Below are 25,013 nucleotides of genomic sequence, written 5' to 3' on the forward strand. Positions count from 1 at the left end.
ACTGTAAGGAAATAAACAGGATTAGGAAATCAGATCTCCAACTTAAGTTGCCGGGGTAGAAGCTGGAAACTTTTGCGATGCCATAAACATCCACCATGCTGTTCTATACCCGAACGATGGATTTTGGTGGGATATCCAGCATTCTTTTCCCAACCATAGTGTGGAAATTCCTCTGCTAGTTTTTCCATGAATTGATCTCGATAAACCTTCGCCAAAATGGAAGCAGCCGCGATATTTGCATATTTACCGTCTCCCTTGATGACACATGTAAAAGGGATTTTCAACTCTGATCGGAAACGATTACCATCGATCAAAAGGTGTTCAGGAACTATTTCCAGTCCCTGAACAGCCCTTGTCATGGCCAAAAATGAGGCGTTTAGGATGTTGATTTTATCGATTTCTTCTACAGAGGCTTCAGCTACCTTCCAGGCAAGGGATTTATCTTTGATTTCCTCAATCAAATCTTCCCGCTGCTTTTTTCCAAGCTTTTTGGAATCATTTATCCAGGCATTTGAATAGTCTGGAGGGAGAATTACGGCTGCAGCGACAACAGGCCCTGCAAGACAGCCTCTTCCTACTTCATCACAACCCGCTTCGATTCGGTTAGCTTCTAAAAAGGGTTTTAGAGTCATGTTCCTTGTCTTCTCTTATCTTGTAGTATTTGTGGATCATTTCTGCAACTAGGCCTGTCCAACCAGTTTGGTGGGAAGCGCCCAAGCCGAGTCCTGAGTCTCCATGGAAATACTCATAAAACAGGATATAATCCTTGAAATGGGGGTCTTCTTGAAACTTTTTATTCGTTCCGTAAACTGGTCTGTTTCCGTTTTTGTCTCGCATAAAGATCTTCATACATCGCAAAGAGAGCTCTTTGGCAATGATATCCATGGTCATATACCTTCCAGATCCTGTTGGATATTCGATCGAAAAATCTCCTCCATAATAGAAATCAAATTTCTTCAGAGATTCGATAATTAGATAATTTATCGGAAACCAGATTGGTCCTCTCCAGTTGGAATTTCCGCCAAACATAACTGTATCAGATTCGCCCGGAGTATATTTAATCGAAAGAACATCTCCCCCGATTTTCATGGCATATGGATTTTCCAGATGATATTTTGAAAGGGAACGGATTCCGAAATCACTCAGGAATTCATCAGAATCCAGCATTTTATGAAGAATGCTTTTCATGCGATGACCTCTCAAAAGAGAGAAGAGTCTTCTTTTGTCAAAGCCTGGTTGGATCCAACTGGATACCAAAGCAGCTAATTTTGGTTTTTCCCGAAGGAAGAATTCCAATCTCTTCTTGAATTCCGGTAATTGATCAAAGAGATCTTCACGAATAGGTTCTACAGCAAATAAAGGAATCAAGCCCACGATGGATCGTACTTTCATCCTTTTGGATTCCTTGCCGGGAACGTGGAAGACATCGTAGAAGAAATTGTCCTCATCATCCCAAAGAGAAATTCCCTCTGCAGAAATATTACTCATCGCACCAGCGATGTAGAGAAAATGTTCTAAGAATTTGGTGGCGGTAAATTGATAAACCTTATTGCTTTCGCAGAGATCCAAACTGATTCTCAGGAGATTTAAAGAAAACATCGCCATCCAAGAAGTGGCATCAGCTTGCTCTAATTTTCCCTGATACTTTTGTGCATGGCTTCTGTCAAAAACCGAGATGTTATCCAATCCCAAGAATCCACCTTCGAAGATATTCTGGCCATCACTGTCTTTTTGATTTACCCACCAGGTAAAATTGAGCATTAGTTTATGCAAAGCTCTTTCCAAAAACTCATAATCGCCGACTCCGTCATTTGCCTTTTTATCTATTTGAAAGACCCTTTGCACTGCATAGGCATGCACTGGCGGATTAACGTCTGAGAAATTCCACTCATAAGCAGGAATCTGACCATTGGGATGCATGTACCATTCGTTGAGCAAAAGCAGCAATTGTTCTTTTGCAAACTCAGGATCAATCCTGGCAATAGGAATGCAATGAAAAGCCAAGTCCCAGGCAGCATACCAAGGATATTCCCATTTGTCAGGCATGGAAATGATGTCGTAATTCTGGAGATGTTTCCAATTACTGTTCCTTCCTTTTTTCCTGGAAACTGGTGGTTTATACCTTCCGGGGTCGCCTTCCAGCCAACGCTCGACATCGTAATAATAAAACTGCTTTGACCACATCATGCCTGCATAGGCCTGTCTTTGGATGCGTTTCAGATCCGGGTCAGTCACCCTTTCTTGAAGCTCTTCATAGAATTCGTCTGCTTCAGCTTTTGCTTTTTCCAAGGTGGCATCGCAGATATCCAGAGGATCCTCAAAATTTTGATGTGCCAAACGTAGTTTGATGCATTTACTTCCTCCTGCAGGGATTTCTAAGTGATAGATTGCTGCAGCTTTAGTCCCTACATTATCAGGGTTTAGATGACGGGAATCCCCATCTACCACATAATCATTGATAGCATCTTTGAGGTATTTTTTCTCATTACCAATGTTGTAGATTTTTTCCCGGTTGGTTTCGTTATCACAAAACTTCAATTCTGGGCTATCACAAAATGCTATGGTATAATTACCTGATTTGGCATTATAAGCTCGAATGGTATTTTCATTCTGCTTGCTGAGCTTCGGCATAAAAGGCTCATGACCAGTAAACCAGGTTTTTCGAAACCAGACGGTTGGCATCACACAGATATAGGCGGCTTCAGCACCTCTGTTATGGATAGTAGCACAGGCAATGATGTCTTCTGCGTCGTTTTTAGCGTACTCAATGAAAATATCAAAGTAATTGTCCTCATCGAATAAGCCAGTATCTATCAACTCAAATTCAGGTTCCGATTTCCCTCTCCTGAGATTTTCTTCCAGTAATTTTTTGTAGGGATATTCAGCTTGAGGATACTTGTAGAGCATCTTCATATAGCTGTGAGTAGGGGTAGAATCCAGGTAATAGTAAAGCTCTTTTACATCCTCGCCATGGTTTCCTTGATTGCCTGTGACTCCATATAAACGTTCTTTAATGAAGGGATCTTTTCCATTCCAAAATCCCCAGGCCAAACAAAGTTTTTGCTTATAATCTGAAATTCCACCTATTCCTTCTTCTCCCCATCTGTATGCTTTGCTTCTAGCGTCGTCATGTGTCACGTTCTCCCAAGCAGCACCATCTGGGCTATAATCTTCCCTTACCGTTCCCCACTGTCTATCAGTGAGATAAGGCCCCCACTTCTTCCAGTGCTTTTTCCATTCTCTATCTTCCTGTAAACGTATTTTTTCAGCTAACATGTCATTCTAAAATGAGCGAATTCGAAATTATGATTTTCCTAGAATAATGGGCTATTATTCAGGCAAGTGTTGAAATAATTAGGTGTTATTTTTTTTATCTTCTAATTATTTAAACCCATTTTTCAATAAACCACTTTTGATTTGAAGAAGCCTTTGTTCAAAATAAAATATTGAATCTTGTGAAGAGGTATAATTTTTCTACTGGTTTTTGAATGAGTTGGCCGCTTGATTAGAAATTATTTCATTATTGATCTACAATTGTAGAATAAATTTTCGTTCTACATTTGTAGAATTAAAAAAGAGTTCTACATTTGTAGAGTAACTGATTAAAATCCATCCAATGAAATTATCGAGATCCGAGGAAGAGTTGATGAATTACCTATGGGAATTCAAAAAAGCCTTTTTGAAAGAACTTCTAGAGGCCTATCCTGAACCAAAGCCAGCAACCACAACGGTTTCGACGCTTTTGAAAAGGATGCAGGAAAAGAATTTTGTTGGCTACGATATGGTGGGGAGTATGCGCCAGTATTTTCCATTGGTCAGTAAGGAAAATTACTTTGCGAAGCATATCAAAGGCCTGATCAAGAACTTTTTTAATGATTCGCCGAGCCAATTTGCTTCATTTTTTACCAAAAAAGCTGACTTATCAGAAGCTGAATTGGAGGAGTTAAAGAAATTGATTGAAAACGAACTAACGAAAAAGAAATGATGGAATATCTTATTAAATCCATGCTCTGTTTAGTGCTGCTACTTTTGTTTCACAAGTTGTTTTTGCAGCAGGAAGTACTTCACCGCTTTAACAGATTTTATTTGTTGGGAGCTGTGGTATTTTCCTTTTTGATTCCCCTATATGTGGTGGAGGTTGAGCCAGAAGAGCCGATCGTAATATCTGAAGCTACAGTATTTGAGCCTCAGGTATTCCAATCGGAATACGAGGTTCCAGTACAACCATTTGACAGCCCATCAGTGAAGGTTCAAGCGTCTAAAGCTTTCCCTTGGTCAGAGGTTTTACTAGGGGGCTATTTGCTTGTCAGTTTGATTTTCTTGATTCGGTTTTTTCGGAATATCCGGATTCTCTTCAATCAAATCCATCGAAATGTAACAGTAACTTTCAAGGGTTATCCGGTGGTTTTGCTGGAAGAAAATACACTTCCTTATTCCTTTCTGAAATTCATTTTCGTTTCAAAGAATGCCTATGAATCAGGGGAGTTTTCTGATGAGATTTTTCAGCATGAACTGACTCATGTCAAGGAAGGTCACAGCTGGGATGTTTTGTTTATTGAATTGCTGTTGATTCCTTTCTGGTTTCATCCTGGGCTTTATTTTGCAAAGCAGGCAATCCGTCTCAATCATGAATTTATAGCAGATCAGGTAGCCTTAAAATCCACTTCGATCCAAGCCTATCAACGGCTTTTACTTTCCATGACACTTACCAATCCTCACAACTCTCTTGTGAGTAGTTTAAATTTTTCTTTAACCAAAAAGAGATTAGAAATGATGAAAAAGAAATCCAATCCAATTTTTAAATGGGTCAAAATCTTTGTTTTGATTCCGGTGTTAGGCGTGATGGTATATGTGTTTAGTGAGAAGGTGACGGCACAACAAGAGCTGGAAAAGTTGGCACAGAATGAGTTGCTTTCTTCAACAGAAATTGATCAAGACTTTACTTTAAAAAGTGATGGAAGCTTCGTCTATCAAGATGAAAATTATCAACTTTCTCAGTTGCCGGGAATTTTGGAAGGGCTAGACAAGGAAAAATCCATCATTAACATCATAGCTGATTCCGAGGTGAAAATGGGTGTAATCCAGGATTTTCAGCGGGTATTGAGGGAAACTGGTGTTAATAAAGTGAAGTATCAATCCTCTACAGGAGAAATAGAACTAGACGCCACTAAAGTTGTCAAACTGGGTCCGATTGTCAATAATTGGGATCGAGATAAATATTATAAAAACGCTACTTTTTTTGTTGAAAATGAGTCCGGCGAATTTGAAGAGAAGACCTATCAAATGCTTTCAGAGCAAGAAAAGAAGATGTTGGCACCACCTCCACCTCCTCCTAAGAAATCTTCCCCATTAACTGAAGAATTTGAGTCATGGAAGAATTCTAAAAACTTTGCACTTTGGCTTAATGGAACAGCTATTTCAAATGATAAATTAAATCAGATGAAAAGTGAAGACATTGTGTATTTCCATAGCAGCTTTGTTCATACAAATGCACGATCTGAAAAATTTCCACAGGAGCATCAGGTCAATTTGTTCAATCATGAGGGTTATGAAAAATTTTACGGAGGAGAATCTGGCTTTTCAGATCCATTAACCAAAGATGATTCGCTATATCTATACCCATCTAAAAATGAAATTTCTAGAAGAAAGCCTTTAGTAAAAGAGGCAAAGTCAGCAGTTTCGCTTTACCAAGAGATGAACGATAAGTACGAGAAATTAAGAAAAGCCGAACCTCATTTTATTCAGAGATCAGAAGAAGAAAAATATAATTTGGAAGCGTTATTTTCAGAATTGGGAAGTTTGTATTTCAGGATTCCACTGGAACTGAAAGGCACTGTAAAAAGACCTACGCATCCTTTTGCTCCTTATCTTAAACTGGAAGCCGATGGTAAGGTGTATTACAAACTTGCTGAGGATTTGACCGCTGAAGAAAAAAGTCAACTACCTCCGCCTCCGCCAGCCACTAAAGATAAAGTTGAGGCATATCAGCAATTATTTCTCAAATATGAGTGGATAAGAATGGAAGGGAGGAAATATTCCAATAAAAGCCAAGAGGAGAGAGCTTACATGTATGAGCTTTACAATGGGATGCAAGAACAGTTTATGGCTATGAATCCTATCCAAAGGCGACAGGTAAAACGTGTCAACTATCCTTTCATTCCTATGAATGAAAATGGCCAATTAACTTTCAAGGTTGTAGATGAACTGACGCCAGAGCAAAGGGCTTTTGCAGGCTGCTAATAGATAAATGATTTAAGAAAATGACTGGGTAAGTTCTAATACTGGCTCAGTCATTTTTGTTTCTGGCAAAATCTGACTTAGAATGACATTCCATTTGCCAGCCCATTCCTGATAATCATCTTCTGTTTTTTGATAGGAAGCAATCCTCTCTTCAAGTTTTCCAAAGTCAAAATTTTTAGAAGAGATACCTACTCCAGATTCCACTGTATCTAAAGCATTGCAGGCTTGTTCGTATTGACCTTTTACCGGGATCACCATTACTGGTTTTTTCAGAAATAAGGCTTCACAAACTGATTCGAAACCAGCCGTACAAACCAACCCGCTACAATGTGCCATATCTTCCAAAAAATGCCTGTCATGGATTTTATGAAAGGATAAATTAGGAAGTGGATTTTCAGTTTCCTTGGCTTTCTTTTTATCCCAATAGGCCTTGATTCGCAGATGTGGATATTTTGTGGCAAAGGAGATGACTTCTGCTGCGTACCCAGGATTAACCATGTATGCTAAGATAAAATCACCCGTCTTAGGCTTGAGATGCTTGACTTCCTCCCGTAGAAGAGGTGGCGCAATTACCAGTTTGTCCTCATGAATCTGGGATAGAGGCTTGAAAGCCAGAGCGATTTTTTTATCAGCACTAAGCGCTGTCAACCAGGTGTTGATCTGAAAAAGTTCTTTTTGAAAAGCAATCGATCTGGCAAACCTAAAGGAGGGATGGTACATCAAATACTGATGGCCGATTACCCAGAAATGAGCTCTAGGTCTAAATAAAGCATTGTACAACCCTCCCAGCAAATCGTAAAAATTAAGAATGATGTCTGGTTCGGTGGTCTTGACTATTTCATCTATCTGTTGGAGACTTTTGAAAAAGACAGGTGCTTTTCTCAGGTTTTTAGTAATGGTTTTTCCGATCAGAATTCTTTTTTCCCCTTTGTCAGTTTCAAAATTTGGACTTTCTACTGGGTAGATTTTTGTTGGAATCTGATCAATAAAAAAATCCGGAATAGTCCTCCTTTTGCTTTTCCCGACAACAACTCCTGTGAGTTGATGGCCTTGGGTTTCCAGCATTTTTGAGAAGGCGATAGCTTGAGTCAAATGTCCTCTTCCTTCTCCTTGGATGATGAATAAAAATTTCATTTTAAAGCCTGAAGGAAGGATTTTCTAAATCTTGATCATCAGCTTTTCCAAAAGAGACTTCCTTAAATGGCCCATATTGGATTTGTGGAATTTCCTTATTCAAAGGCTGAATCTTGTGCTCTTCAATTGATTTGAAGTTTATTTCATTGTAGTAAATCAGTTGCCAGTTTCCTTCGTGATCTTCTGCCAGAGCTGACATCGTTTCCACCCAATCCCCAGAGTTTAGATAATCAATGCCATCGATCATTCGTTTCTCCGCCTTGTGAATATGACCGCAGATGATCCCGTCACATCCTTTGACTCTTGCCATTTTTGCCAGTTCTACTTCGTATTGATCGATGTAAGAAACCGCTGATTTGACCTTACCTTTTACATACTTTGAAAGCGAAAAATAGGGCAGTCCTCGTTTGAACCTATAGAAATTCAGCACCCGATTGAGCCAAAGCAGAAAGGTATATCCCACATCGCCTATGTAGGCAATCCATCGCAAGTTTGTCGTAATGCTGTCAAAAACATCTCCATGAGTGATGAAATATTTCTTCCCGTTACTTTCATAAATCATGTCTTGCTGGATGGAGAGCTTCCCGATTTGCAAGGGTAAAATTTGATCCAAAAAATCATCGTGATTACCTCGCAGGTAGTAAACCCGCGTATTTTGATTTTCAATCATTTTGATGATTCTATTGAAAAAACGGGTATGTTTTCTCTTCCAAGAGCCTGATTTTTTCAATTGCCAACCGTCAATGATATCCCCGTTCAAAATGAGATTTTCACATTCATATTGTTTGAGGAACCGGGAGATTTCTTTGGCTTTGGAGCCTTTTGTTCCCAAATGCACATCGGAAACTACGATTGTCTTGAATTTGGTTTTCACGCTTCTTGTTTTGATCGAAATATATCCTCTTAAGATCAACTAAGAATGAAATCCATTTTACTAAAAAGCTATATTTCAGGGTATTTGGAAGGTTTTCTATGAATTTAGTATTACCTGAAAATTAAAAATCCGCATGGTTGTGGGGTGATTTTTATGGATATACGGGGATTTTGGCAGAGAAAAATCAATTCTAGGTCAAAATTTATATCAGTGGTTCTTTATGAAAAGAGCTTTCCTGTAGTTTCGGTAGTTCAAATGTAAACCCTATGAAACAAGCTTTACTCTTTATCGCTTTCCTGATGGTTTTTCAAGGCAGCTTTGCCCAAGAAAAAATCTATCCTGGAAATTATGAATTAGCAGCAAGATTCTCTCCTGAGAAGATGCGCAAGATGGTATTTTCCACCTCTGTTTCACCACACTGGTTGAAGAAATCCGATCGTTTCTGGTATGAATATGAAACCAGCAATGGAAAAAATTGGTACATCGTGGATCCAGTTAGAAAGACTAAAACCCAGCTTTTTGATCGGGATAAACTGGCCATGGAGATCACCAAAATCATGAAAGATCCTTTTGATGGACAGCATTTGAAATTGGAGGACTTGAAGTTTATGGAAGATGAAAACTCCATTCGATTCAAGGTGAAGGGAACAGAGGAAGTTCTCAAGAAAGATTGGGCAGAAATCAAGGAAAAGAATAAAAACGCAAAGGATTCTTTGGAGAAGAAAACCTTTGTTTTTCAGTACAACATCGGTAATCAGACTCTTACAGAAATCGTAGATGCCGAAAAGGATCCTTCTCGTATGTCTTGGGCTTCTATTTCACCTGATTCTTCCAAGGTAGTTTTTGCGAAGCATAATAACCTGTATTGGATGGATAAGGAGAATTTTTTGAAAGCAGTAAAAGATGAAAAAGACTCCACTATCGTAGAAAATCAAATAACCACTGACGGTGAAGAGGATTTCGGCTATGGATTCAGTGGAAGAGGCGAGGACAATGTCGAGGTAGAAAAAAATAAAGACAAAAGAAAAAGAGCAGGAGTACTTTGGAATGAAGCTTCCACGCAGTTTATAATCACAAAAACTGATGAGAGAAAAGTAAAGGACCTTTGGGTGCTTCACAATACTCGTGATCCACGTCCTACTTTGGAAACATACAAGTATGCGATGCCTGGAGAAAAGGAGCAACCGATCACTTATTTGTATCATTACTCCTTCGAAAACAGTGAATTGAAGAATTTACCGATTGCTACTTTTAAGGATCAGTCGGTTTCACTTTGGTCTAAACCTGCACCTGCTAATGCTAGAGATGATGATTTCAGAGCTGCAACATGGTTAGGTGATGCTGATGAATTTTACTTTGGTTTGACTTCCAGAGATTTGAAAAAAGTAGACATCGTAAGATGGAATCTAAGTACCAATTCCAAAGAAGTGGTGATCGAAGAGCGAAGCAATACTTACATCGATTTGAGCAGACCTGAATTGGTCAATGGTGGTGATGAATTGATTTTCTGGTCTGAGAGAGACGGTTGGGGACATTTTTACCTTTATGACAAAGATGGTACGCTAAAAAGACAATTGACCTCTGGAGCTTTCCATACTGATCGTGTGGAGAGAGTGGATGACAAGGGAAGAAGATTATTCTTCGTTGCCAATGGAAAAGAAAATGGTGAGGATCCGTATTACGAACACCTCTATTCTGTAAGCCTTGATGGTGGAGCGATTACGCTTTTGAACAAGGGTAATTTCAATAACTCCTCAGACATGAATGACGCAGGAACCTTCTTTGTCAATACTTATTCCAGAGTCAATACAGCGCCTGTTTCTGAATTGAAAGATAGAAATGGAGCCAAAGTAATGGATTTGGAGACAACAGACCTTTCCAACCTTTTCGCAGCAGGATACCAATTCCCAGAGCCATTCACTTTCAAAGCGGATGACGGAATCACGGATTTGTATGGCGTAATGTATAAGCCTTTTGATTTTGATTCTACCCGTAAATACCCAATCATTGAGTATGTATATCCAGGTCCGCAGACGGAAGCTGTTGATAAGTCATTCTCTGCTAGATTAGATAGAACAGACCGATTGGCTCAATTTGGATTTGTGGTGATTACGCTTGGAAATAGAGGTGGCCACCCAGGAAGATCCAAATGGTATCATAATTATGGCTATGGTGACTTGAGAGATTATGGATTGGCAGATAAAAAAGCAGCAATCGAGCAGTTGGCAGATCGCCATGATTTTATCGATAGATCAAAAGTTGGGATTCATGGTCACTCTGGAGGAGGATTTATGTCCACTGCAGCGATGCTGGTTTATCCAGATATTTTCAAAGTGGCGGTTTCTTCAGCTGGAAATCACGAAAACAATATTTACAACCGTTGGTGGTCAGAAAAGCACCATGGAGTAAAGGAGCAAATCTCTCCAAAAGGTGATACTACCTTTGTTTATCAAATTGAAAAAAATCCTGATTTGGCAAAGAACCTAAAAGGACATTTGATGCTTTCTCATGGCGATGTTGATAATAATGTGCACCCTGCAAATTCCACCCGCATGGCAAATGCTTTGATCAAGGCGGGTAAACGTTTTGATTTTGTGATGCTTCCAGGACAGCGCCATGGTTATGGAGATATGACGGAATATTTCTTCTGGAGAATGGGCGATTACTTCGTGCAGCATTTGCTGGGAGATAATACTCCACCTCCAGTAGACATGCTGGAATTCCAGCGCGAAAAAGCCCAAACAAAGTAAGTTTAGGCTATTATTCAATAGAAAAGCCCGTTTCTGGAAGGAATCGGGCTTTTGTTTTTTAAGCTTGATCAGGTTTAATTAAATCCTATGTTTAAAATTTTACCTTGAAAATTCCATTGTTTACTTCCACTTCCATACGCAGCAAAACATCTACAGCATCACCTTTTTGAATTCCTGGATTCCATTCTACTGAATTTTGGAAAACATCCAAAACCGCTTTGCAAAACTGAGCAGTTTCAGGATCGCAGATCAAAAATTGATAATCTCCAGCTTTTCCTTCACAATTAACCAAAAACTGAAACATGGTTTTAGCAGAGCGGATTCCTTTTGTATTTACGTTTTTTTTGAGAAGCTTTTCCAGTGTAGGACTTGGAAGGATAGGATCCGGCATGGTTTCGACAATATGATAAAAATTGGCTTTGGGGCCCGTTGGATCATTAGTGTTTCCAAAGGCATAAGAACAAGCAAGACTTGGATCCAAAAGTGGCTTAAACTCTTGGGGAAAAGTGCTGAAAACCGGTAAAAAGACTAAAGAAAATAGGAGTATAGATTTCATATGCTTTTGGTAACCTGCCTGATGAATTTATAGAATTATTTAACCAATGTCCATTTTTAAGGTGTAAGGATTTTTGAAGGCATTTTGAATTTAATTCTGGCAATTGCTCTGGAGGTTCATCATTTCAACTGCATACCTTCTGCCTAACTCATGATATGAATCTGAATCAAAATGGGTGCTATCGCCTTTATGATGAAGACCTTCGGCACTTACTAAACCTATGCAAGGTTGAGATAAAGCAATTTCTTGGAGTTGCTGATTTAGGTTTTCAGCTAGAGGAGCTTTGCCATAAAAGAAATGACCTATTTCGCCAATTACCACTGGAACGGGTTCAATTTCTAATTCTTTGTAAACTGAATCCATCATCGCAAAAAACTTCTCAGAATAGCTGGAAACACGTGCTTCCGAACCGGTATCTGATTCCCCCTGATGCCATAGAATCCCTTTAATTGTGCCTTCTTTCAAAGCCTCTTTGGCTCTTAAAACCATGTCATTGAATGGGTAGACATTGGTTTGCTGATGTAGAGAATCGCGGAACCAAGCATGGATTGAGCTTCCACCAACAGCTGTGGGTATAAGCCCGATTTTTACATCTGAGTTTGAGTTTGCCATGATTTTTCCGAAGGTCAATCCAAGACCAACTCCTGCTACTGGTTTGTCAAAATGCATGGGGTCTTTTGCCAAAACCCAATTCATACTAGAGTCAAGCTTATAAACTCTCGGATGATTAATCGTGTCAATGGCACCTACCAAGCCTCTTCCCGCCATATTTGACTGACCCATCAATAGATACAAATGAAAATTCTCTTTGGGATTTTCCTGTTCAGTTTCTTGTTCTGATTTATTTTCACAAGAAAAAAGTAGGAAACTGATCAGTGAAATCAGCAAGAAGTTTTTGAATTTCATTTCTTTAAGATTGAGTGAAGAATAGGAGTGAGGTTTAATATGATTAATACATGGTATTAGGATTTTCTGATTTTTCCGGAATCTGCTGGATTGCATCCCAATGTTCGCAGATCTTTCCATTTTCATCGAACCTAAAGAAATCCATTGTTACATATTGGTCATTTCCAGGCCAAATCTGATGCGTGTGCAAAGCGACTAAATCACCTTCTGCAATGCATCTTACAAAATCAATGCTCTTGTCCGGATATTCCTTTTGCATTCTGGTGAAATAATCAATAAAGCCTTTCGTCCCATCTGAAACAGCTGGATTGTGCTGGATGTATTCTTTCCCAACATAAAGTTGGACAGCTTTTTCCGATTCTCCGAAATAAGCTGTTTTATAAAATGCGATTGCGTTTTTCTTATTTTCCTGTAAATCCATAAGCTTCATTAAAAAGGAATTAGATTTTCTTTTGAATCTGCCAAAGATGACCAAAAGGATCCTGAATCATACTTTGCCGGTAGCCATAATCGTGATCAGTGACCGGATTGATGATTTTTGCGCCTGCTGCAACGCAGGAATCGAAAACCTTTGCCACATCATCCACAAATAATCCGATGCAAACTGTAGAATGATTTAAGGTATCTGGGGATTTAAAAAAGCTATTTGGCATCCCTTCATGAATATGAAAAATAGCGCCGTCAATGGATAATTCCACAACATGTATGCTTCCATCTTCATTGGTAAATCGAAAATGCTCTTTGGCCGCAAAAGCCTCCTGGTAAAAAGAAATGTCGAAGGTTCCCCTGGGAATATATAGTTCCGGAGCAAAGGCTGTTGTAGTTGCCATGGCAGGTTTTGAAAGGATGAATTCCTTCAATTTACCCATTTCGAGACAAATTCCTGCAAAGAAGTGCCTAATAGAAAGGGAAGGGAATCTCATGGCTGGATCCCCTTCTTAAAAATAGTTTAAGAGAGTTTTTTGAGAACCTCTTCTAGATTTCCTAGAGCCATGGTGAATCCTTCTTTGAAGCCCATTTTGATTACCATTTCCAAATCGGCAAGAGTCTCGTATTTGGCTACGATGGATACAGTGGTAGTTTGTGCATTTTCAGTGAATGTGTTGGTCCAGAGCGTTCGAGGCATGGAATCGCTGGCTTCTCCTTTTTCATTACAAAAAGCATCCAATCCCGAATAACTGTTTTTTGAATCGATGGTGATATAATCGTTTTTGCACCAATGGATATTTCCTTCAGGACTTTCCATGTAGTATAGCCAAGTTCCTCCCGGCTTAAAGTCCATGGATTTTGTGACGTTCTTGTAGGGTTTTGGAGCCCACCATTGATCAAGTATTTCTGGTTTGGTCCAAGCATCCCAGACCAAATCAAGGTTTGCCGCAAATTCTCTGGTGACGTGGACAGTTTGAGTTTCTTTGTTGACAGTAAAGTCGAATTTGAGAGGGAGGCTCATGATAAGTTGAATTTTTGTGAAAGATAATTTTGAAGTTTTTCGCCGTTTTGTTTTAGTCCTTCGAGGGCATTATGGTTTTTGATGACAGCTTGTAGGATTTCTTCAGAGTCTAAAACCACTGTCCAATCCATTTCGGTTTTATCTCCTTTTGATTCAAAAAGTACTGTTGTGATAAAATGTGGATTAAAGTGCTCAAACACGATTTTTTTAAAGGGAATAATCTCTTTGAAAATGGAATGATTGGGATAATTTTTCCCATCAGGACCATGCATGGTAAAAATCCAATCACCTTCCGCCTTGAAATCCATGGTTTTTATGGTGTTGGTAAAACCGCTGGGACCCCACCACTGCGAAATGTGTTCTGGTTTTGTCCATACTTCCCATACCAGATCAATAGGAGCATTTAGAACCCGGAACATGTGCATTTGCCGGTTCTTTGTTGATTCATTGGTCATCTTTTCTTTCTTTTTGGATTTTAGCGAGGTAGGCATCCAAGTTGTCAAAACGGGATTCCCAGATTTTTCTGAATTGCTCAAGCCAGATGTCTAGTTCTTTCATTTTCTCCAGTTCAAGACTGTAAAAAATTTCTCGGCCTTTTTGCTCTTGCTTTAAGACTTCACATTCATGAAGCACTTTCAAATGTTTGGAAACTGCCTGACGGCTGGTATCAAACTGCTCTGCAATGGCATTGGGAGTCATCGCCTGGATAGCTATCAAGGCGATGATGGCTCTTCGGGTAGGATCTGCAATCGCTTGGAAAATATCTCTTCTCATTATTTATGAAACTGATTGGTTGCAAATATATGCAACTAATTGGTTTCATATAAATAATTTCAAAAAAAATTAATAGTCGTGGACTCCTTTGCCTTCAAAGATTTTTGGGGTCACCTTTTCTATTCTAGAAATCCTGGTTTTAGACTGTTTAGGAGCCGAAATGAATAAAATATATCCTCTTTTTCTTCCTGGGGTAAGTTTGTCAAAAGCCTCTTTAAGAATTGGATCTTTCTCAAAAGCAAGTTCCAGTTCCTCCGGCATTGGTTCGGGATTTTCCTTAAAAGTAACTTTCAGTCCAGCTTTTTCAACTTCAATTGCCTCGTATAAATAGGCTTTGATGGTAGTTCTCAAATGGATTATTTTTTCTGAATCCGTAAACTTGATGATCCGGGCTGCCTGTGTGTTTTCTCCAGGTTTTTCCAAAATTTTGGCTTCATCTTTTAATAAAGCTCCTTTAAAAAAGCTTAATACAAAATAGTCTTTAAGTGCACTTAATACAGCAATATTTTTCCCTTGATAAGAGTAACAGGGCACTCCCCACTTAGACTCCTCCTCAAGACCACATTCGAGAATAAGATTTCTCAAGAGCATCATGGGCTTTGCCCAAGTGTGCACCTTGCAATCTGGTGTTCCACCTAAAGCGCATCTACCGCAACCTTCTTCAAAATATTGTTCTACGGATGTTATCATTTTAATCGTTCAGACCTTTACCCAATTTGATAGAAGGAATACTTTTTTCAATTCTGGATTCTCTTGTTTTGGCCTGTTTAGGTGCCGAAAAATGTAGAAGGTAGCCTCTTTGTCTTCCTGGAGTCAAGGATTCAAAAGCTTCTTTGAAAGATGGGTCAGAGTCAAATTTCTCCTTTAATTCATCTGGAATTTCATACTCTTTAGTCTCTTTCAATTCAACTTTCAAACCTGCTTTTTCAACTTCTATCGCTTGATAGATATAAGCATTGATTGCAGTTTCCTTCGATTTTATTTCTTCAAGATCTGAAAATCTGAGCTGCCTAGCAGCCTGGACATTTTTTGTTTGTTGGATGAGTAGCTGCTCATCATCTTGAAGCAAAGCTCCTTTGTGAAAAAGTAGGGCACAGTATTCTTTGAAGCCATGAATCAAAACCACATTTGCTCCATGATAGGTATAGCAGGGAACTCCCCATTTTAATTCTTCTACTAAGCCTGTTTTCAATGCTAGTTGCCTTAGTTTCTTGTATTCATTTTGCCACTGACTTGGTTTGTCAAAGAAAAAATCAACAGCTGGATTTGGTGTATTCATAGCTTAAAACTGGGTTCATGGATTTAACCAATCAATTTAAAAAAGAAATCTGAACTACTTCCTATTTATTCAATCAAGAGAATAAAGGGAGTATGTCGTGAATTTTTTTGCCCGAAACAGGAATTTATTGCACAGGAAAAGTCTCTGACATATTCTTATAAATTCATTCAGGATTTTATATAGCTGAAGCTTTTTATAGAAAAAGACTTCGAAATTCACCTATAAATCCAAAATATCACAAGTAATTCCCATTTTTTTGACTCTTTCTGAATGAATTGCTAGTTGTATCTGTTAGAAAAACAACTTAGAGTCTGACACATTGACCGAATGAATGCGATATTTCCTTGGCTGGAATAACATTTGAGCATAAATAGAAAAAAATCAAAAACCGAAAATTATGAAAGTAAGAATATTGAGTGCAGCAGCTGCCGCATTATTATTTGCAGTAAGCTGTCAACCGAAAAATTCAGAAAACGAAGAAGTTGTGGTAGAGGAAATGGAAATGACTACACCTGCTACCATTTCTATTGAAAAATTTGAAGACTCTCCGGCTTATGCCAGTTCTTCTTTAAAAATGACACAACCAAGCAATATGACAGTTCCTCAAGCAGGAGAAGTTGATTTTGCTTTTGAGGTAGGCGATTATGAATTGGGAGCCCAAACTGAGAAGAATGGTATGGCTGCAAACCTAGCTAATTCAGGTAATGGCCAACACATCCACTTCATTGTTGACAATGATCCTTATTCAGCACATTACGAGCCTGAATTCAAAAAAGAAATGACTGCAGGTACCCATTATGTGGTAGCTTTTCTAAGCAGATCTTATCATGAATCAGTAAAAAATGCCAACTCTTTCGTAGCGAAGAAAATCGTTGTAGGTGAAGCTGGCGACGACATGAACGTAGATTTGGAGAAACCAACCATGATCTACAGTAGACCTAAAGGTGAATATACCGGTGCGGATACTGAAAACTTGATGTTGGATTTCTTCTTATTGAATACTACGCTTGCAGAAGATGGAAATAAAGTAAGAGCAACCATCAACGGTCAGGAATTTATGATCACTGAGTGGGCTCCTTATATTATCAAAGGGCTTCCAAAAGGTGAGGCTACAATTAAATTAGAATTATTGGATGCTGATGGGAATTTGATTCCAGGTGGATTCAATGAAGTAACTAGAACTGTTACTTTGAAAGACTAATCTTTCAATTTTCAGTAGAAAAATTAAAACTCCGTGTGATTCGTTTCACACGGAGTTTTTTTTTGAAGCTATAATCCAATTATCAGAATTAGTTTATAGCATTAGATTAATTTTGTTTTTCTACAAGAATTTCAAAGTTTTCAAATTGGACTTCTCCTTCTGTTCCAGGCATCATAACTGCAAAAGGAATAAAGATTTCACTTTTTCTCGTGAAGTTTGGAATAGTCACTTCCAAGATATGGTCAGATAACACACCAGAAATAGGGCTGTTCTCCGTTGAATAAAATTCTGACTGGGTGGTTTGTGCTCCATTTGAAAAGAGTTCGGTTTCATAAACTCTAAGCGCAATGGCAACTCCAGGACCTTTCAATCCTGACGAATTTACTTTGGTACGAAGTGTCACTTTTGCACCTTCCGGTATGTCTGGATTGTCAATTTGAGTATACCAGTAGCCAGTTTCTGTTGATGGTTTGCCGTCAATTGAAGAAATATTCAATGAATTGGTGGTATTGGATCTATTTCCTGAAAAACTCCCTTTGGCATTATAAAAAAACCAAAAATCATCCTCAGCAAGATGCTTAAAGAAAACTGGATCTGCCTCAAAATTTTGAATTTCCGCAATACATTTTTGTTCTGAGGCCATTTTATCAAAAAGCTCATCTAAATAATATTCTTTTAATGTTGGATCATTTTGGTAATAATCAAAAGTAGCAACCTGAGAATGCATCAAAGAAGTTGGTTTACCATCACATAAAAAAGAGTCATCGTGACTTAAGTTTACAAAAGCATGACCTATTTCATGGAAAAAGAATCTTTCCCGTTGTAAATCAGATTGAGTGGCCCATCCGCATCGGCTTGATTTTGAAATAAGGACTGTCCTTCGACCTGTTGAGGGATAATTTTGATATCCGAAACCACAAAAGGCTTCTCCATTTTGCATAATATCCCCGTCTACATAAATGAGGTCCACACCTGATAAGTCAAGGCTTAAGCCTCTAGCTTTAGCTTCCGCTAAAAACCGTTCTTTAAAAATTTCCAGAGATGGAAATGGGTCAGGGTTTGGGTCAGGAAAATCATCTTCTTTGCATGAAAAAAAGGCGCAAAAAAGGAGTAAAAATAAAATGATTGAAGAGTAGTTAGGTTTCATGATTTTGGGTTTAAAAAACTAATAGTTGAAAAATTAACGTGGGCATTAAATACTAAGTTTAAAAAAAATAGAGGCTTAAAGCTATTAAACTCTTTTACTCCCTCAATTCCGCCCGCTTCTCTTCAATTTCTCCAGCTAAAATTGAATTTATATCTGTTTTGGCACCAAGGAGGAGATGGATGATTGTTCCCGATTCACGGGAATTTGGATCTGTGATTGTACCGATTCTTTCTGATTTCTCGAATAAAGAAATCTCCCGCTCACTGATTCCATCTCTTGCTTCTCTTACTAGAATAACATTTTTTATTTCCCGGCTTAAATCAATCCAATTCACGTAGTCCGCATTCATCGTGATCGCCTGCAAACCTTTTGTTTTCGTGTAAAAGTTAATCGCTCCAGCAAGTCCGTAATTATCACAGATGATCACCGTGTATTCATCTTTGGGTGTCATTGCATATGCTTGGTCAACTTTTTTAGCCAATTCCTTCCAACCGATCATATCCGCAAAATCCTGAGGGATATCATGAATTTCTCCATCTTCCCAGCGGGTTAATTGCAAGTCAGGATGTCTAGCAAATACTTCTTTTAGTTTTTCAGGCCTTTGAATTGGAAAAACAAGAGGTACCATCAAAATGAATAAAGCTACAGGAATAATGAAAGTAATTGGTTTTAAATATCGAAGCTTTCCTTTGTCTAAAACCTGAGATAAATACACAGAACCAAAAGCAAAATAGATTGGATAAATACTGATAGCATAATAAGCTTTTGCTTGTAGGTAGGTCAGGATGGCAAGTGTAAAAACCAAGGTGAAAAAGAGAAATCTGTACTTTTTAAAAGGAGGGTAGGAGAAAAAGGAAATTATTCCGGCTATTAAAACAAAGATTGATCCTATGAAAAATAAGGGTTGTTCGACGAGGAAATCGACCCGACTCACATTCACCAATTGGTACTTTGAGAGCATTCTCATATGCCAGATGACGGGAAAATCATTTACGATTTGCCAGATTATATTGGGTAAGGCAATTAAAAGAGCTAGACCAATTCCACCATAGAAATGTGGATTTTGAAGTCTTTTTCGCTCAGGGCTTGCCAATAGACCCAAAACCAAGCCTATTCCCAAAAAAGCAACAGTGTATTTATTCAAAAAGCCAAACCCAAATCCAACACCCATCCAATAAAGCCAAGCGTTTTTGCCTGTCTGTATATGTTTTATCAGGGTATAAAAAATAAAAGTCCAAGCAAGAATATCGAAAGAATTGGGTTGGAAAAGAAGATTGAGTCTCGCTAAAGCAGAAAAGGTCAAGGCTGTAGCAGCCAAGCAAAGGGCATAGATACCTCCTCCTAATGATTCTATCATTTTCCAGACGAGAACAATCGTCAAAGCTCCAAGCAGGGCAGGAAAGAATTTGACCCAAAACTCTGTATACCCAAGGAGGTAAATGAGGTAAGAAAACCAGGAGGTGACAGGCGGAACAGAGATATATCCCCAAGCTAAATGATGGACTTGATCAAGATGCAGGAATTCATCCCGTTGCAGCTCATAATATGGTGAAATCAAAAGGTATTGTAGGATGATTTTGAGCAATACAAATCCCAATAACAACCAATTTCTTTTCCCCATTTCCAGAAATGTTAGCCGTTAAAAATCAACTTGAAAGTAGTGCCTTCTCCGATGGCTGATCGAACTTGGATATTTCCTTTGTGCCTTCTCATAATCTGTTTGGATAGACTAAGGCCAATACCCGATCCTTTCTTCTTGGTGGTAAAGAATGGAATGAAAATTTTGGAAAGCGCCTCTTCTTCGATGCCTTTTCCAGTATCGCTTACTTCCAAAATAATTTTTCCGGCTTCATCTATAAAAGCGCTAAAAGTAATGACTTTGATTTCTGCATCTTCAACAGCATGGATTGCATTTTGAGCCAAATTGATCAGTACTTGTTCGATTTGAGTCTGGTCGCCAAAAAGGATCAATTCCGGAGGATTCAGCTCTTTTCTTAAAGTGATTTCATGGCTTTCGAGCTGATGGGCAAGTAAAACCTCCAACTGATCGAATAACTTAGAAATACCAATGCTGCTGAATTTCGGGGTAGGAATATGGGCTAGACTTCTAAAATCAGATACAAAATTGATCAATCCCTGGCTTCGCTTTTCGATTGTACTAATTCCCATTAAATAGTCTTCCATGTCAGAAGGTCCGACTTTAGACAAGTCATCCATTTTACCTTCGATCTCTTCTTTAATCGTTCCCGCCAAAGAAGAAATAGGGGCAATGGAATTCATGATTTCATGTGTCAGGATCTTGACTAGGTTTTGCCAAGCCTCCATTTCCTTTTCTTCCAGTTCTGATTGGATGTTTTGTAAGGAAACCAACTTAAACTTCTCACCTCGCATCAGCAATTCGATCACATAAACAGATAGCTGCATGATGCCGTCCGGATGAGCAATCTTAATCAGTTCAGAACCTCCGGTTCTCAGATTGTGAATGGCTAAATGAAGTTCTTTATTGATCTGTTCTATTTCACGGATATTCTTCAACTCCTCTACATCCAAGATTCTTTTCGCAGAAGTATTGATGATTTGGATTTCCCCATTTTCACCGAAAGTGATCAAACCAATGCTGAGATGCTTGAAAACCGAACGGAAATATTGGTAGTTAGCTTCCTTTTCAGCTTGGTCTTCCTTCAGTTTAGCAAGAATCGCATTGAATTCAATGTGTAGATCGTCAGTCTCAGTTCCGTCAAACTTCACGGGGTAGAGCTGCGAATATTTATCCTGTTTGATATTATCCAGAAAGACCCGGACTTTCTTAAAAGAACTTTCGGAGTACTTCAGAAAAAAAATGATCTGGATTGCCACCAAAATCAAGAAAAGGGAGATCATAAAGACTCCCCACTCATTGAAAATGGTGTATGCCAATAAAAACAGGGTAGCAGCCAAGAAGGCTATTCTACCCAATAAACCTACTTTATAATCCATATTTTTCCAGTCTTCTGTAAAGAGAAGCTCGTGTCAAGCCTAGCTCTTTAGCAGCTTTGGAGATATTACCTCCATTTTTATCAATAGCTCGCTGAATGGTACTTCTCTCCATATCATCGAGATTTAGGGTGTTGTTTGCCGGTGCTTTATCCGAAGCAGGCTTGGCAGAAAGGAAGAAGAAATCTCTTGAATCCAATTCTTCTCCTTCAGCCATAATGATGGCGCGCTCGATGGCATGCTGCAATTCACGGATATTTCCTGGCCAGTTGTAGCGCTGAAGCAATTCCATTGCCGCTGGTTTAAAGCCAGTGAAGTTCTTGCGATATTTTTGAGAATAGGATTTCAAGAAGTGATTTGCTAAAACAGGGATGTCGTCTTGTCTTTCACGAAGTGGAGGAAGGAATATCTCCACAGTATTGATTCTGTAAAGCAAATCTTGTCGGAAAGTATTCTCCATGACCATTTCATGCACGTGCATGTTAGTAGCACAAATCAATCGGATATCCACCGGTATGGCTTTGTTTGTACCGATACGAGTCACTTCCCTCTTTTGCAAAACAGTTAAAAGTTTGGATTGCAAAGGCATTGATAAGTTCCCGATTTCATCCAAGAAAAGCGTTCCATTATCTGCAACCTCAAATCTACCAGCCCGATCATCTTTTGCATCCGTAAAAGCACCTCTTTTATGACCAAAAAGCTCTGATTCAAAGAGCGTTTCCGTGATCGCTCCCATATCTACTCCGACAAAAATTTCATCTTTTCGCAAAGATCTATCGTGAATTGCTCTTGCTATTAGTTCTTTACCGGTACCGTTTTCTCCCAAAATCAAAATATTGGCGTCAGTTTGAGCCACTTTGTCGATGATAGAGAAAATATTTTTCATAGATGCACTCTGTCCGATGATATCGCTGTAAGGCTTTTTCATGTCAGACTGAAGCTGCTTCTGTTTTTTATTCAGCTTATCTACTTCGTTGTAGCTTTCCTTGAGCTTGATTGCTGAAGAAAGGGTAGCAATCAATTTTTCATTTTGCCAAGGCTTCAAAATAAAGTCCGTAGCCCCTTCTTTTAGAGCCTGAACGGCCATTTCCACATCACCGAAGGCAGTAATCAAAATAACTACTGCTTTTGGATCTATTTCCTTGATTTGCTTCAACCAATAAAATCCTTCCTTTCCAGAAGTGGTATCCTCCCGGAAATTCATGTCAAGCAAAATCACATCGTATGAATTATTGTTGATCAAAAAAGGAATACGACGTGGATCTTTTTCAATTGAAACTTCCTTAGCATGCTTTTTTAGGAGCATTTTGGCAGCAAATAATAAATCTTCGTTGTCGTCGATAATAAGTATTCTTCCCAGATCTTGATTTTCCATGGTCTCTTGTTTGGTCTGATATAGGGGAAAATAATGCCAACCCTTATAAAAGGGCTTAAACTGCATTTTTTCGGACACTAGTGTCCATAAATGTACGTTTTTATACTGATATCGGACAGTACTGTCCGGGTTTTATGGCCTAAAAGATTTATGTAACTTTGTGCTTTAACCAAAAGAAATATCATGCAAGCTAAAAAAGGCGATGCAGTGCAAGTGCACTACACCGGAAAATTGGAAGATGGAAGTGTTTTTGATTCTTCAGTAAATAGAGAGCCGCTTGGTTTTACAGTTGGCGCTGGTCAAATGATTCAAGGATTTGATGCTGCTGTAGACGGAATGGCCGTTGGAGATAAAAAAACAGTAACCATACCTGCTGCTCAAGCTTACGGTGAAAAAAGGGAGGACATGATGATTGATGTGCCTATCGAACAGGTTCCTGCTGATATCAAACCGGAAATTGGGATGCAGTTGACACTACAAGGAGGAAATGGCCAGCCAATGCCAGTCATTGTGACTCATGTAGATGAACAAAAAATCACTTTGGATGCCAATCATCAATTGGCTGGAAAAGATTTGATTTTTGACATTGAATTGGTGAAAATCGGATAATTCTCTAAAATTCAGATATAAAAGCCCTTGCAAAAGGGCTTTTTTTATTCCCTTTCGACAAGCCTAAGAAAGAATGAAAGGAAACGTTTGCATAAGTTTGAGGTCATTTTTTTAATAATCTAGACTATATTGAATTGTTGGTTTAACCAATTCAATTAACATGACCCTGACTATTCTCTCTTTTTTGGCTTTCACAGCTTTTGTGGCCATTTTCTCCTGGTATAAACTTCGAAAAGACAAACTGGATACCCAAGAAGGATACTTTTTAGGTGGTAAAAGTTTGACCGGAGTTGTGATTGCCGGATCAATGTTACTGACAAATATTTCCACGGAACATTTGATTGGAATGAATGGCTCAGCCTATAAAAATGGCTTTATCATCATTGCATGGGAAGTGACATCTGCAATAGCCTTAGTAATTGGAGCTTTGTATTTCATTCCGAGTTTTCTCAGAATGGGACTGACTACTATCCCTCAGTATCTGGAATATAGGTTTGATAGAATTACCAGAACTCTTGTTGCCCTCTTTTTGATTGTGTCTTTTGTGGTCACCTTGCTGCCAATTGTGCTTTATACAGGTGCGATTAATCTAGAAAGTATATTCAACGTCTCAGAGACACTTCAAATCAGCCAGCAGGAAGGCTTATGGCTGACTGTCATTATCATTGGAGTTATAGGCTCTATCTATGCGATTTTTGGTGGATTGAAAGCAGTAGCTTTTTCTGATACAATCAACGGAATTGGGCTCTTTTTAGGAGGGTTACTGGTTTTGGGATTCTCCCTTTGGGATATTGGTTCAGGAAATCTCTTGGATGGACTTCACAAAGTTTACGAAGCCGCTCCCGGAAAATTCAATGTGATTGGTGCAAAAGACTCTGTTTTGCCTTTTGAAACCCTATTTACTGGATTGATGATCAACCAGCTTTATTTCTGGTGCATGAATCAAACCATTATCCAAAGGGCTTTTGGAGCCAAGAATCTTGCTGAGGCACAAAAGGGCTTGTTGTATACAGGAGTATTAAAACTCTTTGTTCCCTTGATTATCATACTTCCCGGGGTAATTGGGTTTTACTATTTCGGGGATAGTTTGTATGACAATCAGGATTTGATTTATCCAGAATTGATCAAGAAAGTTCTGCCGGTAGGTCTGACTGGTTTTTTTGCAGCCGTGGTTATGGGGGCTGTCTTAAGTACATTCAATAGTGTGTTGAATAGCACTGCTACAATTTTTAGTTTAGGTATTTACAAAAGGCATTTCAAAAAAGATGCTTCAGAAAAACAGCTGGTCTGGGTAGGGAAACTTACCTCTATCATTCTGGCTATTTGCGCAATCATGGCGGCACCACTGGTAGCTGGAGCTCCCGAAGGTCTATATCAATTGCTACAGCAGCTGAATGGGATATTCTTTATTCCTATAGCCTCGATTATAATCGCTGGTCTGTTTCTGCCAAAAATCTCTGCCATGGGAGCAAAAGTGGGATTATTTGTAGGGTTGGCTTTTTACATTCTAACAGTTTTCATTTTTCCGGTGAATATTCATTTCGTACATATCTGGGGAATTGAATTCGTTTTGAATATGCTGGTCATGTTTACAGTTTCTTATTTCTACCCAAATAGCAATCATTTCAAGCCTTCGGATATAGGCCCAGTGGATTTGAATCCCTGGAAATATGCCAGACATTTAGGCTTGCTTTTGGTACTACTAACAATTGCGATTTACATCTGGCTAGGCAATTGAAATCATT

At 38.8% G+C, this 25,013-nt stretch carries 23 protein-coding genes; 6 read left to right on the forward strand and 17 right to left on the reverse strand.

What is annotated here, in order from left to right; all coding sequences use genetic code 11:
• Nucleotides 1–29: 29 nt before the first annotated feature.
• Both J0A69_RS08125 and J0A69_RS08130 read right to left on the reverse strand, forming a co-directional pair.
• The gene (locus J0A69_RS08125) at nucleotides 30–632 is read right to left on the reverse strand and encodes a ribonuclease HII (protein WP_206586064.1); all 603 of its coding nucleotides are present in this window, start codon (nucleotides 630–632) and stop codon (nucleotides 30–32) included.
• On the reverse strand, nucleotides 604–3,276 hold the full coding sequence (locus J0A69_RS08130; protein WP_206586065.1) for an MGH1-like glycoside hydrolase domain-containing protein: 2,673 nt from the start codon (nucleotides 3,274–3,276) through the stop codon (nucleotides 604–606). The genes J0A69_RS08125 and J0A69_RS08130 overlap by 29 nt, the downstream gene beginning before the upstream one ends.
• 340 nt (nucleotides 3,277–3,616) lie before the next feature.
• Between J0A69_RS08130 and J0A69_RS08135 the strand changes: the two genes are divergently transcribed.
• A complete protein-coding gene (locus tag J0A69_RS08135; RefSeq protein WP_206586066.1) occupies nucleotides 3,617–3,985 on the forward strand; it encodes a BlaI/MecI/CopY family transcriptional regulator in 369 nt (122 codons plus the stop codon).
• Nucleotides 3,982–6,240 carry a M56 family metallopeptidase gene (locus tag J0A69_RS08140; RefSeq protein ID WP_206586067.1) on the forward strand — a complete coding sequence of 753 codons (2,259 nt, stop codon included), beginning with the start codon at nucleotides 3,982–3,984 and terminating at the stop codon, nucleotides 6,238–6,240. Before J0A69_RS08135 ends, J0A69_RS08140 begins: the two co-directional genes overlap by 4 nt.
• 12 nt (nucleotides 6,241–6,252) lie before the next feature.
• On the opposite strand, the gene J0A69_RS08145 is transcribed toward J0A69_RS08140, so the two are convergent.
• Together J0A69_RS08145 and J0A69_RS08150 are read right to left on the reverse strand one after the other, a co-directional pair.
• On the reverse strand, nucleotides 6,253–7,374 hold the full coding sequence (locus J0A69_RS08145; protein ID WP_206586068.1) for a glycosyltransferase family protein: 1,122 nt from the start codon (nucleotides 7,372–7,374) through the stop codon (nucleotides 6,253–6,255).
• A gap of 1 nt (nucleotide 7,375) precedes the next feature.
• Nucleotides 7,376–8,248, reverse strand: coding sequence for a UDP-2,3-diacylglucosamine diphosphatase (locus tag J0A69_RS08150; RefSeq protein WP_206586069.1), 873 nt, complete (start codon nucleotides 8,246–8,248; stop codon nucleotides 7,376–7,378).
• A 266-nt stretch (nucleotides 8,249–8,514) separates the two neighbouring features.
• Here J0A69_RS08150 and J0A69_RS08155 point away from each other — a divergent pair, with 266 nt between their 5' ends.
• A complete protein-coding gene (locus J0A69_RS08155) occupies nucleotides 8,515–10,998 on the forward strand; it encodes a S9 family peptidase (RefSeq protein WP_206586070.1) in 2,484 nt (827 codons plus the stop codon).
• 91 nt (nucleotides 10,999–11,089) lie between these two features.
• Here the strand turns inward: J0A69_RS08155 and J0A69_RS08160 are convergent, their stop codons facing one another.
• From J0A69_RS08160 to J0A69_RS08200, 9 genes are all read right to left on the reverse strand, one after another.
• Nucleotides 11,090–11,554 carry a hypothetical protein gene (locus J0A69_RS08160; RefSeq protein WP_206586071.1) on the reverse strand — a complete coding sequence of 155 codons (465 nt, stop codon included), beginning with the start codon at nucleotides 11,552–11,554 and terminating at the stop codon, nucleotides 11,090–11,092.
• A gap of 90 nt (nucleotides 11,555–11,644) precedes the next feature.
• A complete protein-coding gene (locus J0A69_RS08165) occupies nucleotides 11,645–12,460 on the reverse strand; it encodes a sialate O-acetylesterase (RefSeq protein WP_206586072.1) in 816 nt (271 codons plus the stop codon).
• Between the two features lie 43 nt (nucleotides 12,461–12,503).
• Nucleotides 12,504–12,881, reverse strand: coding sequence for a nuclear transport factor 2 family protein (locus tag J0A69_RS08170; protein WP_206586073.1), 378 nt, complete (start codon nucleotides 12,879–12,881; stop codon nucleotides 12,504–12,506).
• 19 nt (nucleotides 12,882–12,900) lie between these two features.
• Nucleotides 12,901–13,383, reverse strand: coding sequence for a VOC family protein (locus J0A69_RS08175; RefSeq protein ID WP_236032744.1), 483 nt, complete (start codon nucleotides 13,381–13,383; stop codon nucleotides 12,901–12,903).
• Between the two features lie 26 nt (nucleotides 13,384–13,409).
• On the reverse strand, nucleotides 13,410–13,910 hold the full coding sequence (locus J0A69_RS08180; protein WP_206586074.1) for an SRPBCC family protein: 501 nt from the start codon (nucleotides 13,908–13,910) through the stop codon (nucleotides 13,410–13,412).
• Nucleotides 13,907–14,365 (reverse strand): SRPBCC domain-containing protein, encoded by a 459-nt coding sequence (locus J0A69_RS08185; RefSeq protein ID WP_206586075.1) that lies wholly within the window; start codon nucleotides 14,363–14,365, stop codon nucleotides 13,907–13,909. The genes J0A69_RS08180 and J0A69_RS08185 overlap by 4 nt, the downstream gene beginning before the upstream one ends.
• Nucleotides 14,355–14,684: an ArsR/SmtB family transcription factor gene (locus J0A69_RS08190; protein WP_206586076.1), complete on the reverse strand. Its 330-nt coding sequence runs from the start codon at nucleotides 14,682–14,684 to the stop codon at nucleotides 14,355–14,357. Before J0A69_RS08190 ends, J0A69_RS08185 begins: the two co-directional genes overlap by 11 nt.
• A gap of 69 nt (nucleotides 14,685–14,753) precedes the next feature.
• The gene (locus J0A69_RS08195) at nucleotides 14,754–15,374 is read right to left on the reverse strand and encodes a YdeI/OmpD-associated family protein (protein ID WP_206586077.1); all 621 of its coding nucleotides are present in this window, start codon (nucleotides 15,372–15,374) and stop codon (nucleotides 14,754–14,756) included.
• Between the two features lies 1 nt (nucleotide 15,375).
• A complete protein-coding gene (locus tag J0A69_RS08200; RefSeq protein ID WP_206586078.1) occupies nucleotides 15,376–15,963 on the reverse strand; it encodes a YdeI/OmpD-associated family protein in 588 nt (195 codons plus the stop codon).
• Nucleotides 15,964–16,360: 397 nt separating this feature from the next.
• Between J0A69_RS08200 and J0A69_RS08205 the strand changes: the two genes are divergently transcribed.
• On the forward strand, nucleotides 16,361–17,164 hold the full coding sequence (locus J0A69_RS08205) for a hypothetical protein (RefSeq protein WP_206586079.1): 804 nt from the start codon (nucleotides 16,361–16,363) through the stop codon (nucleotides 17,162–17,164).
• A 106-nt stretch (nucleotides 17,165–17,270) separates the two neighbouring features.
• Here J0A69_RS08205 and J0A69_RS08210 read toward each other — a convergent pair whose 3' ends face one another.
• The 4 genes from J0A69_RS08210 to J0A69_RS08225 all read right to left on the reverse strand — a co-directional run bounded on the left by J0A69_RS08210 (nucleotide 17,271) and on the right by J0A69_RS08225 (nucleotide 22,659).
• Nucleotides 17,271–18,311 carry a hypothetical protein gene (locus tag J0A69_RS08210; protein ID WP_206586080.1) on the reverse strand — a complete coding sequence of 347 codons (1,041 nt, stop codon included), beginning with the start codon at nucleotides 18,309–18,311 and terminating at the stop codon, nucleotides 17,271–17,273.
• A 94-nt stretch (nucleotides 18,312–18,405) separates the two neighbouring features.
• Nucleotides 18,406–19,932 (reverse strand): glycosyltransferase family 39 protein, encoded by a 1,527-nt coding sequence (locus tag J0A69_RS08215; RefSeq protein WP_206586081.1) that lies wholly within the window; start codon nucleotides 19,930–19,932, stop codon nucleotides 18,406–18,408.
• A gap of 11 nt (nucleotides 19,933–19,943) precedes the next feature.
• Entirely contained in the window at nucleotides 19,944–21,287 is a 1,344-nt protein-coding gene (locus J0A69_RS08220) for a sensor histidine kinase (RefSeq protein ID WP_206586082.1), read from the reverse strand.
• A complete protein-coding gene (locus tag J0A69_RS08225) occupies nucleotides 21,277–22,659 on the reverse strand; it encodes a sigma-54-dependent transcriptional regulator (protein WP_206586083.1) in 1,383 nt (460 codons plus the stop codon). The genes J0A69_RS08220 and J0A69_RS08225 overlap by 11 nt, the downstream gene beginning before the upstream one ends.
• Before the next feature lie 180 nt (nucleotides 22,660–22,839).
• On the opposite strand from J0A69_RS08225, the gene J0A69_RS08230 reads away from it, so the two are divergent.
• Together J0A69_RS08230 and J0A69_RS08235 are read left to right on the forward strand one after the other, a co-directional pair.
• Nucleotides 22,840–23,268 (forward strand): FKBP-type peptidyl-prolyl cis-trans isomerase, encoded by a 429-nt coding sequence (locus tag J0A69_RS08230; protein WP_206586910.1) that lies wholly within the window; start codon nucleotides 22,840–22,842, stop codon nucleotides 23,266–23,268.
• 160 nt (nucleotides 23,269–23,428) lie between these two features.
• Nucleotides 23,429–25,006: a solute:sodium symporter family transporter gene (locus tag J0A69_RS08235; RefSeq protein WP_206586084.1), complete on the forward strand. Its 1,578-nt coding sequence runs from the start codon at nucleotides 23,429–23,431 to the stop codon at nucleotides 25,004–25,006.
• The last annotated feature ends 7 nt before the right edge of the window (nucleotides 25,007–25,013 follow it).

Source organism: Algoriphagus pacificus (assembly GCF_017254845.1).
GTDB classification, from domain to species: domain Bacteria; phylum Bacteroidota; class Bacteroidia; order Cytophagales; family Cyclobacteriaceae; genus Algoriphagus; species Algoriphagus pacificus.

Excerpts from the sequence above, each read along its gene's own strand:
- J0A69_RS08125 (WP_206586064.1), bottom strand. The coding sequence starts at position 632 with ATGACTCTAAAACCCTTTTTAGAAGCTAACCGAATCGAAGCGGGTTGT.
- J0A69_RS08130 (WP_206586065.1), bottom strand. The coding sequence starts at position 3,276 with ATGTTAGCTGAAAAAATACGTTTACAGGAAGATAGAGAATGGAAAAAG.
- J0A69_RS08135 (WP_206586066.1), top strand. The coding sequence starts at position 3,617 with ATGAAATTATCGAGATCCGAGGAAGAGTTGATGAATTACCTATGGGAA.
- J0A69_RS08140 (WP_206586067.1), top strand. The coding sequence starts at position 3,982 with ATGATGGAATATCTTATTAAATCCATGCTCTGTTTAGTGCTGCTACTT.
- J0A69_RS08145 (WP_206586068.1), bottom strand. The coding sequence starts at position 7,374 with ATGAAATTTTTATTCATCATCCAAGGAGAAGGAAGAGGACATTTGACT.
- J0A69_RS08155 (WP_206586070.1), top strand. The coding sequence starts at position 8,515 with ATGAAACAAGCTTTACTCTTTATCGCTTTCCTGATGGTTTTTCAAGGC.
- J0A69_RS08160 (WP_206586071.1), bottom strand. The coding sequence starts at position 11,554 with ATGAAATCTATACTCCTATTTTCTTTAGTCTTTTTACCGGTTTTCAGC.
- J0A69_RS08165 (WP_206586072.1), bottom strand. The coding sequence starts at position 12,460 with ATGAAATTCAAAAACTTCTTGCTGATTTCACTGATCAGTTTCCTACTT.
- J0A69_RS08170 (WP_206586073.1), bottom strand. The coding sequence starts at position 12,881 with ATGGATTTACAGGAAAATAAGAAAAACGCAATCGCATTTTATAAAACA.
- J0A69_RS08175 (WP_236032744.1), bottom strand. The coding sequence starts at position 13,383 with ATGAGATTCCCTTCCCTTTCTATTAGGCACTTCTTTGCAGGAATTTGT.
- J0A69_RS08180 (WP_206586074.1), bottom strand. The coding sequence starts at position 13,910 with ATGAGCCTCCCTCTCAAATTCGACTTTACTGTCAACAAAGAAACTCAA.
- J0A69_RS08185 (WP_206586075.1), bottom strand. The coding sequence starts at position 14,365 with ATGACCAATGAATCAACAAAGAACCGGCAAATGCACATGTTCCGGGTT.
- J0A69_RS08190 (WP_206586076.1), bottom strand. The coding sequence starts at position 14,684 with ATGAGAAGAGATATTTTCCAAGCGATTGCAGATCCTACCCGAAGAGCC.
- J0A69_RS08195 (WP_206586077.1), bottom strand. The coding sequence starts at position 15,374 with ATGATAACATCCGTAGAACAATATTTTGAAGAAGGTTGCGGTAGATGC.
- J0A69_RS08200 (WP_206586078.1), bottom strand. The coding sequence starts at position 15,963 with ATGAATACACCAAATCCAGCTGTTGATTTTTTCTTTGACAAACCAAGT.
- J0A69_RS08205 (WP_206586079.1), top strand. The coding sequence starts at position 16,361 with ATGAAAGTAAGAATATTGAGTGCAGCAGCTGCCGCATTATTATTTGCA.
- J0A69_RS08210 (WP_206586080.1), bottom strand. The coding sequence starts at position 18,311 with ATGAAACCTAACTACTCTTCAATCATTTTATTTTTACTCCTTTTTTGC.
- J0A69_RS08215 (WP_206586081.1), bottom strand. The coding sequence starts at position 19,932 with ATGGGGAAAAGAAATTGGTTGTTATTGGGATTTGTATTGCTCAAAATC.
- J0A69_RS08220 (WP_206586082.1), bottom strand. The coding sequence starts at position 21,287 with ATGGATTATAAAGTAGGTTTATTGGGTAGAATAGCCTTCTTGGCTGCT.
- J0A69_RS08225 (WP_206586083.1), bottom strand. The coding sequence starts at position 22,659 with ATGGAAAATCAAGATCTGGGAAGAATACTTATTATCGACGACAACGAA.
- J0A69_RS08235 (WP_206586084.1), top strand. The coding sequence starts at position 23,429 with ATGACCCTGACTATTCTCTCTTTTTTGGCTTTCACAGCTTTTGTGGCC.